The sequence below is a fragment of the Sphingomonas sp. S1-29 genome, from assembly GCF_026167545.1.
Taxonomy (GTDB): Bacteria; Pseudomonadota; Alphaproteobacteria; order Sphingomonadales; family Sphingomonadaceae; genus Sphingomonas.
This window is the reverse complement of record NZ_CP110678.1, coordinates 3,047,105-3,060,202: the sequence shown is the minus strand read 5'-3', so window position 1 is coordinate 3,060,202 and position 13,098 is coordinate 3,047,105. Positions and strand designations below refer to the sequence as shown.

At 66.3% G+C, this 13,098-nt stretch carries 14 protein-coding genes and 1 tRNA gene; 11 read left to right on the top strand and 4 right to left on the bottom strand.

The features are described 5' to 3' along the window. The first annotated feature begins 6 nt into the window (after window positions 1-6). The 3 genes from OKW76_RS14600 to OKW76_RS14590 are packed head-to-tail and all read left to right on the top strand — an operon-like array spanning window position 7 to window position 2,362. Window positions 7-573, top strand: coding sequence for a DUF1285 domain-containing protein (locus tag OKW76_RS14600; RefSeq protein WP_265549562.1), 567 nt, complete (start codon window positions 7-9; stop codon window positions 571-573). Next, entirely contained in the window at window positions 570-1,172 is a 603-nt protein-coding gene (locus OKW76_RS14595; RefSeq protein ID WP_265549561.1) for a CoA pyrophosphatase, read from the top strand. Before OKW76_RS14600 ends, OKW76_RS14595 begins: the two co-directional genes overlap by 4 nt. Beyond that, window positions 1,169-2,362: a CCA tRNA nucleotidyltransferase gene (locus OKW76_RS14590; protein ID WP_265549560.1), complete on the top strand. Its 1,194-nt coding sequence runs from the start codon at window positions 1,169-1,171 to the stop codon at window positions 2,360-2,362. The genes OKW76_RS14595 and OKW76_RS14590 overlap by 4 nt, the downstream gene beginning before the upstream one ends. On the opposite strand, the gene OKW76_RS14585 is transcribed toward OKW76_RS14590, so the two are convergent. Next, window positions 2,326-4,041, bottom strand: coding sequence for a putative bifunctional diguanylate cyclase/phosphodiesterase (locus OKW76_RS14585; RefSeq protein WP_416221824.1), 1,716 nt, complete (start codon window positions 4,039-4,041; stop codon window positions 2,326-2,328). The genes OKW76_RS14590 and OKW76_RS14585 overlap by 37 nt on opposite strands. 72 nt (window positions 4,042-4,113) lie before the next feature. Further along, window positions 4,114-6,375, bottom strand: a complete 2,262-nt coding sequence (parC, locus tag OKW76_RS14580; RefSeq protein WP_265549559.1) for a DNA topoisomerase IV subunit A — start codon at window positions 6,373-6,375, stop codon at window positions 4,114-4,116. 232 nt (window positions 6,376-6,607) lie between these two features. Between parC and OKW76_RS14575 the strand changes: the two genes are divergently transcribed. The 7 genes from OKW76_RS14575 (at window position 6,608) to OKW76_RS14545 (ending at window position 11,377) form a co-directional block, all read left to right on the top strand. Next, complete coding sequence (locus OKW76_RS14575; protein WP_265549558.1) at window positions 6,608-7,519, top strand: alpha/beta hydrolase; 912 nt, start codon at window positions 6,608-6,610, stop codon at window positions 7,517-7,519. Then, window positions 7,519-8,691, top strand: a complete 1,173-nt coding sequence (gene kynU / locus OKW76_RS14570; RefSeq protein ID WP_265553009.1) for a kynureninase — start codon at window positions 7,519-7,521, stop codon at window positions 8,689-8,691. Before OKW76_RS14575 ends, kynU begins: the two co-directional genes overlap by 1 nt. Window positions 8,692-8,795: 104 nt before the next feature. Continuing rightward, on the top strand, window positions 8,796-9,575 hold the full coding sequence (purC, locus tag OKW76_RS14565) for a phosphoribosylaminoimidazolesuccinocarboxamide synthase (protein ID WP_256506589.1): 780 nt from the start codon (window positions 8,796-8,798) through the stop codon (window positions 9,573-9,575). A 174-nt stretch (window positions 9,576-9,749) separates the two neighbouring features. Continuing rightward, window positions 9,750-9,983 (top strand): phosphoribosylformylglycinamidine synthase subunit PurS, encoded by a 234-nt coding sequence (gene purS / locus OKW76_RS14560; RefSeq protein WP_256506588.1) that lies wholly within the window; start codon window positions 9,750-9,752, stop codon window positions 9,981-9,983. Then, window positions 9,980-10,645 carry a phosphoribosylformylglycinamidine synthase subunit PurQ gene (gene purQ, locus OKW76_RS14555; protein WP_265549557.1) on the top strand — a complete coding sequence of 222 codons (666 nt, stop codon included), beginning with the start codon at window positions 9,980-9,982 and terminating at the stop codon, window positions 10,643-10,645. Before purS ends, purQ begins: the two co-directional genes overlap by 4 nt. A 43-nt stretch (window positions 10,646-10,688) precedes the next feature. Further along, a complete protein-coding gene (locus OKW76_RS14550) occupies window positions 10,689-10,937 on the top strand; it encodes a type II toxin-antitoxin system Phd/YefM family antitoxin (protein ID WP_265549556.1) in 249 nt (82 codons plus the stop codon). Continuing rightward, the gene (locus tag OKW76_RS14545) at window positions 10,934-11,377 is read left to right on the top strand and encodes a PIN domain-containing protein (protein WP_265549555.1); all 444 of its coding nucleotides are present in this window, start codon (window positions 10,934-10,936) and stop codon (window positions 11,375-11,377) included. Before OKW76_RS14550 ends, OKW76_RS14545 begins: the two co-directional genes overlap by 4 nt. 3 nt (window positions 11,378-11,380) lie before the next feature. On the opposite strand, the gene OKW76_RS14540 is transcribed toward OKW76_RS14545, so the two are convergent. Further along, complete coding sequence (locus OKW76_RS14540; RefSeq protein ID WP_265553007.1) at window positions 11,381-12,094, bottom strand: queuosine precursor transporter; 714 nt, start codon at window positions 12,092-12,094, stop codon at window positions 11,381-11,383. Window positions 12,095-12,249: 155 nt separating this feature from the next. Between OKW76_RS14540 and OKW76_RS14535 the strand changes: the two genes are divergently transcribed. After that, window positions 12,250-12,326: transfer RNA gene (locus tag OKW76_RS14535), tRNA-Arg, on the top strand. Between the two features lie 27 nt (window positions 12,327-12,353). Here the strand turns inward: OKW76_RS14535 and OKW76_RS14530 are convergent. Next, a complete protein-coding gene (locus OKW76_RS14530; RefSeq protein ID WP_265549554.1) occupies window positions 12,354-12,692 on the bottom strand; it encodes a hypothetical protein in 339 nt (112 codons plus the stop codon). Window positions 12,693-13,098: the final 406 nt, after the last annotated feature.

The following is a 13,098-nucleotide window of genomic DNA, read 5'->3' as shown; positions in this document are numbered from 1 at the left end:
ACGGCTATGCCCATGCCAACCCAGCCCGATCTGTCCAGCCTATCGCTCGCCGACATCGCCCGCCTTGCCGAAGAGCATAAGCTGCCGCCGGTCGACAAATGGAATCCCGAGCATTGCGGCGACAGCGGCATGCGGATCGCCAGCGACGGGACCTGGCATCACGAAGGATCGCCGATCACGCGTACCGAAATGGTACGGTTGTTCTCGACGATCCTGCGCCGCGAGGAGGATGGCAGCTATGTGCTGGTCACCCCCGTCGAAAAGCTCGACATCGCGGTCGAGGATGCACCCTTCGTCGCGGTCGAAATGAAGGCCGAGGGCGCCGGCGAGGCGATGAAGCTGGCCTTCCGGCTCAACACCGGCGATCTGGTGACCGCCGGCCCCGACCACGCGCTGCGCTTCGCCGCGGGCGAGGATGGCCCGCGCCCTTATCTGCACGTTCGCGGCGGGCTCGAGGCGCTGGTGGGGCGCTCGGTCTATTACGAACTGGCCGAAATCGCGCTCGCCAATGGCAGCACCCCCGCCGGGGTGTGGAGCAACGCCGCCTTCTTCGCGGCCGAGCCCGCCGCATGACGCTTGCCGAAAGGCTTCGTCACGCACTCGAACGGCCCGCCCATCCCGATACCGTGCTGCTGCCCGGCGACCTGCCCGCGCACGAGATCGAACAATCGGGGATCGACGCCCCCGCTGCGGTGCTGGTGGCGATCACCGATCGCTTCGAGCCCGGCGTCATCCTCACCAAGCGCACCGAAACGCTCGCGCGCCATCCGGGGCAGGTCGCCTTCCCCGGCGGGCGGATCGATGCCGGCGACGTCGATGCGATCGCCGCCGCGCTGCGCGAAGCCGAGGAGGAAATCGCGATGCCGCGCCATGTGGTAGACATCATCGGCACCGTCGATCGCTATCGCACCGTCACCGGCTTTTCGGTGACCCCGGTGCTGGGCGTGGTGCCCGCCGACCTCGCGCTGACGCCGCAGCCGAGCGAGGTCCAGACGATCTTCGAAGTCCCGCTCGCCTTCCTGCTCGATCCCGCCAACCATGTCCGCGCCAGCGCCGAGTATCGCGGCACCACGCGGCATTTCCACGAGATGTTCTGGGACGGCCACCGCATCTGGGGCGCGACCGCCGCGATGATCGTCAACCTGTCGCAGCGCCTGCGGTGGTCGCTATGATCCTGCCCGACGTCGCTTGGCGCCAACGCGAGGGGCTCGCCGAGCTCAACGCCGCGCTCGGCGCCGACAACGCGCGCTATGTCGGCGGCGCGGTGCGCGACACGCTCCTCGGGCTCGACGTCACCGACATCGACATCGCCACCCGGCACGCCCCCGAGGATGTCGTCGAGATCGTCCGCCGCGCGGGCTTCAAGCCGGTGCCGACCGGGATCGAGCATGGCACGATCACCGTGGTCCTTCCCTCGGGACCGGTCGAGGTCACCACCCTGCGCCGCGACGTCTCAACCGATGGCCGCCGCGCCACCGTCGCCTTCACCGACGATTGGCGCGAAGATGCCAGCCGCCGCGATTTCACGATGAACGCGCTCTATGCCGATCCGCTGACCGGCGAGGTGATCGACTATTTCGACGGGCTGGGCGATCTGGCGGCGCGCCGGGTACGCTTCATCGGTGACCCACTGCGCCGGATCGCCGAGGATCATCTGCGGATCCTGCGCTTCTTCCGCTTCCTCGCGCGGTTCGGCGATGCGCCCGATACCGCGGGGCTTGCCGCGTGCACCGAGCGCGCACGCGACCTGATGGCGCTGTCGCGCGAACGCATCGCCGACGAGCTGCTCAAGCTGGTGGTGGCGCGCGATGCGGTGCGCGTGCTGACGATGATGATCGATCGCGGCATCCTGCTGCCGGTGATCCCCGAGATCGATCCCACCAGCGTCGCGCGCGTCGAAGCGCTTGCCGCCCGCGAAGCTGCGCAAGGCATCACCCCGGACCCGATCCGCCGCCTCGCCGCGCTGCTGCCCGCCGATCCGGCGATCAACGAAGCCGTCGGCGCACGGTTGAAGCTGTCGAACGCGCGGCGCAAGCGGCTCGCCAGCGCGATCCTGCCGGTAGGGAGCGAGGGCGCGCGCGCGCTCGGCTATCGCATCGGGATCGAGGGGGCGGTCGATCGCCTGCTGCTCGCCGATGGCGACACCCACGCGATCACCGACTGGCAGCCGCCCGCGCTACCGATCGGCGGCGGCGCGCTGGTCCAGCGCGGCGTCGCGCGCGGCCCCGATGTCGCGCGGCTGCTGCGGCAGGTCGAGGATCGCTGGATCGCCGAGGGCTTTCCCGATGCGGCGCGGATCGATTCGATCGCCGACGCCGCGGTCGCTCAGTTCTTGCAGAGCGACAGCAACCGAAACGCCTGATCGGCGGGCAGCGGCCGGGCGTAGAGATAGCCCTGGCCATAGGTGCACCCCAGCGCGGTCAGCGTCTGCCCGAGCTCGATCGTCTCAATCCCCTCGGCAGTGGTCTTCATCCCCAGCGCCTGCGCCAGGCTTAGGATCGCGCGGACGATCGCCACTTTGTCGCGATCGGCGAGCATCCCCGACACGAAGCTGCGATCGATCTTGAGCACGTCGATCGGCAGCTTCTGCAGATAGGCAAGGTTCGAATAGCCGGTGCCGAAATCGTCCATCGCCAAGGTGGTGCCGAGTTCCTTGAGCGCGCGGATCGTGTGCGCGGTGCGATCGGGATCGGCGACGATTGCGCTTTCGGTGAGTTCGATCGTCAACCGGCGGCCTTCGACGCCGTGGCGTTCGAGGATATCGCGCACCATCGTCGCCACACGGTCGCGCTGGAGCTGGATCGCCGACAGATTCACCGCGACGCTGACGCCGCAATCGCCCCCCGCACGCCGGTCCCATTCGGCGATCGTTTCGATCGCCTGCGCCATCGCCCAGCGGCCCAAGGGAACGATCAGCCCCGATTCCTCGGCAACCGGAATGAAGTCGGTCGGCGAGAGTTCGACGCCCTGTTCGGTGCGCCAGCGCGACAGCGCCTCGAACGCGACGATCCGCCCGGTCGCCAGGTCACAGATCGGCTGGAACGCCAGCCGCAGCGCGCCATGGTCGATCGCGCGGCGTAGCTCGGTCTCTATCCCGAACTCCTGGCGCGCGAGGTCGAATGCGCGCGTTTGATAGACTTCGGTGCGACCGGTCTTTTTCGACCGTTTCACCGCGAATTGCGCATGGCGGACCAATTCCTCGGCATCGCCTTCCTGATCGGCGCCGAGGGCAATGCCGATCGAGCACGAGACGCGGATTTCGAAATCGGACAGCCGAAACGGCGCCACCAGCGAATCCTCGATCCGCTTGGCGACATGCAGCGCGTCGGAGGGGCCGTCATCGACCGCCATCAGGATCGTGAATTCATCGCCGCCGGTCCGCGCGACCACGTCGCCGACGCGTAGCGCCCCCTTCATCCGCCGCGCGACCGAGATCAGCAGCTCGTCGCCCGAGAGTCCGCCCATGCACGCATTGACGCGGCTGAAGCGATCGAGGTTGATCGATAGCACCGCGAATGCCGCGCGCGAACGCTCCGCAATCGCGGTTTCGAGCTGTTCGGTGAAGCCCGCGCGATTGGGCAGCCCGGTGAGGCTGTCGGTCATCATTTCGCGGCGCAGGCTGTTCTCGGTACGCGTCTCCGACGTATTGTCGATCAGCGTCACCAACGCGCGCTTGTGGACGTGATCGACCTTCCGTCGACTGATCTTGACCCGGAAATAGCGGCAATCGACGGCATCGCCGAACGCCCAGTCGAATTCGATCGACCGTTCGTCGCTGGCGAAGAAGCTGGCGATCCGCTCCCCCAGCAAGCCGATCACCGGCGACGACTGCGCAGCGACGCCCAGCCCCGCGCGCCGGAACGCCTGATTGATGCCTTCAAACCCGAATCCGGTGCTCGTGAGCACCACGATCGCCGCCGGGATCGGCAGCATGTCAAGAAACTTGGCGCTCTTTTGCGGCCCGAACAGCTTGGTCGACGCCTCTAGCGACAGCCGGGGCGTGTCTGAAGATTGCGCTTCGCAGGCATCGGGTACTTCCATTTTCCCAGCGCTAGGGCGAAATGGTTAAAACCGCTTGAAGAACTACGGGATCACGGCGCGCGCCGAAGTGGTTCAGCCGAAACGATTATCGCGCGGGAAGCCGTTGGGCGGCATCCGCCCCGCCGCGCCGCGTGCGGCACGCCAGGCCGACATATCGGCCTCGGTCCGCGTCCGCGCGCTTTCGCCGCCCATCGTCCAGCTCAGTCCCTCGGCGAAGCGGAAGGTGCGCGCATCGGACAGCCCGCCGTCGCGATAGCGCTGCAACTGCACCCCCTGCCCGCGCGACAATTCGGCCATTTCGGTCAGGGGAAACACCACCAATTTGCGATTGTCGCCGATCGCCGCGACATAATCGTCAGCCGGATCGATGACGCGCACCAGCTTGAGCTTCCCCCCGGCGCGCGGGGTCACCACCTGCTTGCCTTTGCGCGTCTCGGCGATCAGGTCGGCCATCCGCACAACGAAGCCGCGCCCGTCGGTCGCCGCGACCAGCAGCCGCATGTCGGCGGCGCCGGCGCGCACGAACGCGACGATGTCGCCATCGCCGTCGAGGTCGACCATCGCGCGCACCGGCTCGCCAAAGCCGCGCCCGCCGGGCAATTTGTCGGCCCCCAGCGTGTAGAAGCGCCCGCTTTCGGACGCGAGCACCAGCTTGTCGGTGGTTTGCGCGTGGAAGGCGAAGCGCGGGCCATCGCCTTCGCGGAACTTCATCGGCTCGGTCGATGCGAGGTCGGCATGGCCCTTCATCGCGCGGATCCAGCCGCGCTGCGACAGGATGACGGTGATCGGCTCGCGCTCGATCATCGCCTCGAGCGGGATTTCGCGCGCTGGTCCGGCTTCCTCGATCAGCGTGCGCCGCTTGCCGAGCAGCGTCTCTGGACCATAGCGCTCGCGCACCTTGCCCAGGTCGCGCTTCAGCCGCGTGCGCTGCTTGCCGGGCGACGCCAGCAACGCCTCGAGCTCGGCCTTTTCCTTGTCGAGCTTGTCGCGTTCGCGGCGGAGTTCCATTTCCTCGAGCTTGCGCAAGCTGCGCAGCCGCATGTTGAGGATCGCCTCGGCCTGGCGGTCGGTCAGCGCGAATTCGGCGATCAACACCGGCTTTGGCTCATCCTCGGCGCGGATGATCGCGATCACCCGGTCGAGGTTGAGATAGGCGATGATATAGCCGTCGAGCAGCTCGATCCGGTCGGCGATCTTGTCGAGCCGGTGCTGCGACCGGCGCTGAAGCACCACAAACTGATGCTCGACCCACGCCGCCAGCGCCTCGCGCAGCGACATCACCCGCGGCGTGCGATCCTTGTCGAGCACATTGAGGTTCAGCGGCACGCGCACTTCGAGGTCGCTCAGCCGGAACAGCCCATCCATCAGCGTCTGGGCGTCGACGGTGCGGCTGCGCGGTTCGAGGACGATGCGGATTTCGGCATCCGATTCGTCGCGAATATCGGCGAGGATCGGGAATTTGCGGTCGTTGATCAGCGCCGCGATCGCCTCGATCAGCTTGCCCTTCTGCACGCCGTAAGGGATTTCATGCACCACCGCGGTCCAGCCGCCGCCCTTTTCGCGCTCGATCTGCCACTTGGCGCGCACGCGAAACCCGCCGCGCCCGGTGGCGTAGCTCTCGGCGATCGACGCGGGCGAATCAACGACGATGCCGCCGGTGGGGAAATCGGGGCCGGTGACATGCGCCAGGATCGCGGCGTCATCGGCATGCGGCTGGTCGATCAGCAGGATCGCGGCATCGAGCAATTCGGCGGCATTGTGCGGCGGAATCGAGGTCGCCATCCCCACCGCGATGCCGGCGGCACCATTGGCGAGCAGATTGGGGAAGGCGCCCGGGAACAGCTCGGGCTCGTGATCCTCGCCATTATAGGTCGGGCGATAATCGACCGCATCCTCGTCGAGCCCGGCCATCAGGTCGATCGCAACCTGCGTCAGCCGCGCCTCGGTATAGCGATAGGCGGCAGCGTTATCGCCGTCGATATTGCCGAAATTCCCCTGCCCGTCGACCAGCGGATAGCGCAGCGCAAAGGTCTGCGCGAGCCGGACCATAGCATCGTAAACCGACTGATCCCCATGCGGATGATATTTGCCGATGACGTCGCCAACGACGCGCGCGCATTTCTTATAGCCGCTGGCGGGATCGAGCTTGAGCAGCCGCATCGCCCATAACAGCCGCCGATGCACCGGCTTCAGCCCGTCGCGCACGTCGGGCAGCGATCGCGCGGTGATCGTCGACATCGCATAGACCAGATACCGCTCGGACAGCGCGCTGTCGAACGGGGCATCCACGATCAGGTCGAAGGGGTCGGGTGGATCGGTCAGGTCGGTTGCCATTACGCCAAGCGATAGCAAGCCAGGGCCGCGCTGGCGAGATGCCAGCAGTAGGCGGCTGACGCCTCGAAGAAGATCGCCTCCCCTCCCTGGAAGGGAGGGGTCGGGGGTGGGTCGGGCGGTTGGCTAGCGCACCGCCCGCCACCAACCCACCCACCCCCAGCCCCTCCCTTCCAGGGAGGGGGGTAAAATGCGCGTTCTTCTAAAGATCGTCGGAAGGTCGTAACGACCGGCAATGCCTCGTATCGCCCTCCTCGCCGCGCTGCTGCTCGCCGGCTGCGCCGCCACCCCGCCGCCCGCCGCGAGCGGCGCCTTCACCCCGATGCGCTGGCCCGCGCTCACCGATCGCGCCAAGCCCGCCCCCGATGCGACGGTCGCCTATGGTGCCGACGCGATGCACAAGGTCGATGTCTGGCTGCCCGCGGGCACCGGCCCGCACCCGACCGTCGTCATGGTGCATGGCGGCTGCTGGACCAGCAGCATCGCCGATCGCAGCCTGATGAACTGGATTTCGGACGATCTGCGCCGTGACGGGATCGCGGTGTGGAACGTCGAATATCGCGGGGTCGATCTGCCCGGCGGCGGCTATCCGGGGACGTTCCGCGACGTCGCAGCCGCGACCGATTCGCTGCGGACTCATGCCGCGCACTTCCGCCTCGATACCCGCCGGATCGTCGCGGTCGGCCATTCGGCTGGCGGCCATCTGGCGCTGTGGCTGGCGGGCCGCCCGAAGCTCCCCACCGGCAGCGCGCTGCGCACCGCCGATCCGCCGCCGATCGCGCATGTCGTCAGCCTGGGCGGGTTGCCCGATCTCGAAGCCACCGCCGCCGCCACCGACAATGGCTGCGGCACCGAAGTGGTGGGCAAGCTGGTCGGCCCCTCGCCCACCGAACGCCGCGACGTCTATGCCGACACCTCGGTCCCGCGCCTGTTGCCGATCGGCGTGCCGCACACCCAAATCGTCGGGCGCGAGGATCGGATCATTCCGATCCGCCTGCCGCAGGGCTTCGACGCCGCGGCGCGCGCCGCCGGCGATAATGCGACGCTGACGATCGTGCCCGGCACCGGCCATGTCGAACTGATCGCGCCCGAAACCGCCGCCTGGGGCCAAGCCAAGCGCGCGATCCGCAAGGCACTCAAGCCATGATGACGCTCGACGAAGCCCGCGCGCGCGACCCCGCCGATCCGCTGCGCGATCTGCGCGATCGGTTCGTGCTGCCCGAAGGCGTCATCTATCTAGACGGCAATTCGCTCGGGCCGCTGCCGCGCGCGACGATCGCCGCGCAGACCGACCTGCTCGAGCGCCAATGGGGCGACCGGCTGATTCGCAGTTGGGGCGAGGGCTGGATGGACAGCCCGGCGCGGATCGGCGGCAAGCTCGCGCGCTGGATCGGCGCCGAGGCGGACGAAATGCTCGTCGCCGATTCGACCTCGACCAATCTCTTCAAGCTGATCGTGGCGGCGCTCCGTCATGATCCGACGCGCACGGTAATCGTGAGCGAGGCGGGCAATTTCCCCTCCGACCTGCACATTGCCGAGGGCGCGGTCGCCTGCGTCCCCGGCGCAACGCTGCGCGCGGTGCCGCGCGAAACGCTGGCCGAAGCGATCGACGAGCGCACCGCGCTCGTGCTGCTGACGCATGTCCATTACAAGACGTCGCAGCGCTTCGACATGCCCGCCTGGACCGCCCGCGCGCACGATGCCGGCGCGCTGATCTGCTGGGATCTGAGCCACAGCACCGGCGCGGTGCCGGTCGATCTCACCCAAGCCAATGCCGATTGCGCGGTCGGCTGCGGCTATAAATTCCTCAACGGCGGCCCCGGCGCGCCCGCATTTTTGTACGTCGCCAAGCGGCATCAGGCGGGGTTCCACAATCCGATCTCGGGCTGGATGGGCCATGCCGACCCGTTTGGTTTCGCCGATCCCTATGAAGCCGGCCCCGGCATGGAACGCTGGCGCACCGGCACCCCCGCGATGCTGGCGATGGGCGCGCTCGAGGCCGGGCTCGATTCGATCGCCGACGTCTCGATCGATTCGCTCGCCGCCAAGAGCGCGGCGCTGTTCGACGTCTTCGTCGGCATCGGCGATGCGCTCGGCCTCGAATGCGTCTCGCCGCGCGATGCCGGCCAGCGCGGCAGCCACATTGCCTTTCGCCATCGCGATGCCCGCGCGATCATCGCCCGGCTGATCGACGCAGGGGTGATCGGCGATTTCCGCGATCCCGACATTCTTCGCTTCGGCCTGACCCCGCTCTATATCGGCTATGCCGACATCGTCCGCGCGGGCGAAGTGCTCGCCCAAGTCCTTCGGCACGATTGATTGCGCCGCCGCATTCGTTTCGATATATGCGCGGTCAACATGCCCCGGCACGCGCGGCGAAAGCCGAGCGCCGCCGGGGTCTCTCATTTTCAGGGGTTCCGCCCATGGCACGCCGCCGCCAAATCTATGAGGGCAAGGCCAAGATCCTTTACGAGGGTCCCGAGCCTGGCACGCTGATCCAGTATTTCAAGGACGATGCCACTGCGTTCAACGCGCAGAAAAAGGGCACGATCAGCGGCAAGGGCGTGCTGAACAACCGAATTTCCGAGCATGTCTTCACCTTGCTCGGCAATATCGGGGTCCCGACGCATTTCCTGCGCCGCCTCAACATGCGCGAGCAGCTGATCCGCCAGGTCGAGATCGTGCCGATCGAAGTCGTCGTGCGCAACGTCGCCGCCGGATCGATGTCGAAGCGCTTGGGGATCGAGGAAGGCACCCAGCTGCCGCGCACGATCATCGAATATTGCCTTAAGGACGATGCGCTCGGCGACCCGCTGGTCACCGAAGAGCATATCCTGTGCTTCGGCTGGGCCGCGCAGGAAGAATTGCACGACATCGCCGACCTGGCGATCCGTGTGAACGACTTCCTGTCGGGGCTGTTCGCCGGGATCGGCATCCGGCTGGTCGACTTCAAGCTCGAATTCGGCCGCATCTGGGACAATGATTACAGCCGGATCATCCTGGCCGACGAGATCAGCCCCGATAATTGCCGGTTGTGGGACATGACCACCGGCGAAAAGCTCGACAAGGACCGCTTCCGCCGCGATCTTGGCGGCGAAGTCGAAGCCTATCAGGAAGTCGCGCGCCGCCTGGGCCTGCTGCCCGAAGACGCCGATTCGGCGGTGCTCGACCTCGAAACTCACCGCAAGCGCCGGGGCAAATAACGCCATAACAACGGCCCAATAACCCGTTCGTTTCGAGCGAAGTCGAGAAACCGCTGCCGGATAAGCCCCGCGCTTGCCCGGCCGCGCACGAGACGAACGGGCTGCTCGCTTGCAGCCCCGGCCCCATCGCGGCATAGCGACCGCGACATTCCGCATCACCCGAAGGCGCACCCCATGAAGCTTCGCATCATCGTCACGCTCAAATCGGGCGTCCTCGATCCGCAGGGCAAGGCGATCCAGCACGCGCTGGGGTCGCTCGGCTTTGCCGGCGTCGCCGATGTCCGCGCGGGCAAATTGTTCGAACTCGACGTCGCCGACGACACCAGCGATCAGGCGATCGACGATATGTGCCGCAAGCTGCTCGCCAACACGGTGATCGAGAATTATCGGGTCGAGAAGCTGGCATGAAGACCGCGGTCATCGTCTTCCCCGGATCGAATTGCGACCGCGACATCGCGACCGCGCTCCACGACGTGACCGGGGTGGCGCCGACGATGGTGTGGCACGGCGACACCGATTTGCCCGATGGCATCGGCCTGGTCGCGGTGCCCGGCGGCTTTTCCTATGGCGACTATCTGCGCTGCGGCGCGATCGCCGCGCGCTCGCCGATCGTCGCTGCGGTCCATGCGGCAGCCGAACACGGGATGCCGGTACTCGGCATCTGCAACGGCTTCCAGATCCTCACCGAGACCGGACTGCTGCCCGGCGCGCTGATGCGCAATGCCGGGCTCGATTTCGTCTGCCGCGACGCGCGGCTGAGCGTCGCCAACGACCAGTCGATCTTCACCCGCGGCTATGACGCGGGCGAAGCGATCACCGTCCCCGTTGCGCACCACGACGGCAACTACTTCGCCGACGCCGAGACGCTCGACCGGCTCGAGGGCGAAGGCCGCGTCGCCTTCCGCTATGCCGAGGACGTCAACGGCTCGGCGCGCGACATCGCCGGCGTGCTCAACGAACGCGGCAATGTGCTGGGCATGATGCCGCACCCCGAACGCCGGATCGAAGCCGCGCATGGCGGCACCGATGGCCGCCGCCTGTTCGAAGGCCTGCTCGCCGCGATTGCGTAATATAGGGCGATCGATACACTGAAGCCGTCCGGAGAATCGAACGATGACGGCTATATCCATCACCGAGTTCAAGCAAAACATCGCCCAGCTCATCGATCGCGCGGCCAAGGGCGAGGTGATCGAGGTCACGCAGAACAACCGCACGATCGTAGAGCTTCGGCCACGGCGCGGTGCAAGCGATGCCGAGTGGAATGCCGCCAACAAGCGAATGATCGATACGATGCGCCGCGGTTTCGTGCTGGAGGCCGGGACGATCACCGAAGATGACAAATATGGTGACGTCGCGCTTTGAGATACTCGCTGGATTCGAACGTCCTGGTCTATGCGCTGGATCGTGGCGAACGACAGAAACGCGATATCGCGCTCGACATCATAAGCCGCGCCGACGGCTTGCTGTTGGTGCTTACCAGCCAGGTGATCGGCGAATTCCTCAACGTCGTCCGCCGCAAGAATGCGGCCGCCTATGAAGAAGCCATAGGATTGGCAGCCGATTGGTCCTTGCTCTTCGCCACGTCGCCGACCCAGCCCGAACACGTCATCGCCGGGGCGCGGTTAGCCCAGCGGCACAAGCTGCAGCTCTGGGACTCAATCATCCTGGTGTCGGCAAAAGCGATGGGCGCCGAAACGCTGCTGACCGAAGACATGCAGGACGGGGCCATCATCGACGACGTCCGGATCGTTAACCCGTTCGCACCGGCGAACGCTGCGATCGTCGCCAGCTTGAACGATTAGGCCTCAAACCCGCGTGCGGAACGGGGTGAAGTCGGTGCCTTGGTCGAACACGTCGACCCCCTCACGGCGCTTGAGCCAGCCGACGACGGCATAGGTGACCGGGGTCAGCAGTGCCTCCCACAGCACTTTCAGCCCCCAATTGGTGACCAGCACGGTGAAGACCTGCGCGGTGTCCCACACCCCCAGGAACGCCAGCGGATAGAAGATCAGGCTGTCGACGCCCTGCCCCACGACCGTCGATCCGATCGTGCGCGACCACAAGTGCTTGCCCTTGGTCAGCAGCTTCATCCGCGCGAGGACATAGGAATTGACGAACTCGCCCGCCCAGAACGCGGCGATCGACGCCAGTACGATCCGCGGCACCGCGCCGAACACCGCCTCATACGCCGCCTGCCCCTCCCAGCCGGGCGCCGGCGGCATCGCCACCACCACCGCGGACATCACCGCCAGGAAGATCATCGCGCCGAACCCCGCCCAGATGCAGCGGCGCGCGCGGGCATAGCCATAGACTTCGGTCAGCACGTCGCCGATCACATAGCTGACCGGAAAGAACAGGATCCCTGCGCCAAACACGAAGCCGTCGATCGCCGACACCTTGCCCGCGCCGATGACGTTCGACAGCAGCAGGATGGTGACGAACGCCGCCATCACGAAATCGAAATAGCGAAAGCCGCCGCCGCCGATCCTGTCGGCGGGGATCGCCGCCGGCCCCTTCATGCTGTCCTGCTCGCTCATCGCCCACCCCTTCGATGCAGCTTCATCCGCGATCCGCCGGGCGACGGCAAGCCGCCTCAACGTCCATCACGAAGCTCGGTTCGCGTGCGCCCGCGGCGTTTCCTCGCCCCGCGAAATCGGCTAGGGGAAGGTGGCGCGCGCCCGTAGCTCAGTTGGATAGAGCAAGGAGCTTCTACCTCCTCGGTCGGGGGTTCGACTCCCTCCGGGCGCGCCAATCCTATGCATTATTGCTGGGACAGCCTTACCATGCCCAAGGGGCCACCTTGAAGCAGCCCCCCTGGCTAATCAGTCCCGGGACAACGTCAGGAAAAAACGTCTGTTCGATCCTGAACTCAAGGCCGTCGGCCAACATGGATGTCGAATCCGACGCGATTTGCCCAAGCATGTGAGATACGGCGGCGGAGACAAGCGCTTCAACCAACGATGAATTTTCGTCGAAACCGTCGAAAACGCCTGCCCTCTCCGCAAGCGAAGCGCCATAACGATCTCCCAACCGCGAGCGGACGTCAGCTCCATGCCACGCCAGAACGTTATAATCGATCTGCATGGAAAGCTCGACGCCCTTCTGGGCGGCCAACATCGCTCACGTCGGGATCAGCGTTCATATCTACCGGCTGCAGCAGAGTCTGCATGGAGGACTGCGCGATCCTATACGCTTTCGCAGAAGGGATGCGACGACGCGCACTAAAAAAAGGCCTGTTAGCGCCGCTTGGTTCGGCCATGACCTAAGATGCAATTAGCGCCATTGGAAGCGCCACCCGGCGGGCCGACCATGCGAAGCATCATGCCGTCGCAGATATGCCAGTAGGAGGATCGATTGACCCGTAGATTTCAGCTGCCTGGCATGATCCTCCAATGCGCACTCGTGGGCGGAATAGCTGCACTAACATTGGCGCCACCCGCCGAAGGCGTGATGTTGGTGGCACCCCTGCGACCTGGCACTGCAGCATCAACTTTGGGCTGGGTGCTACCAACCGGTGCCCGGC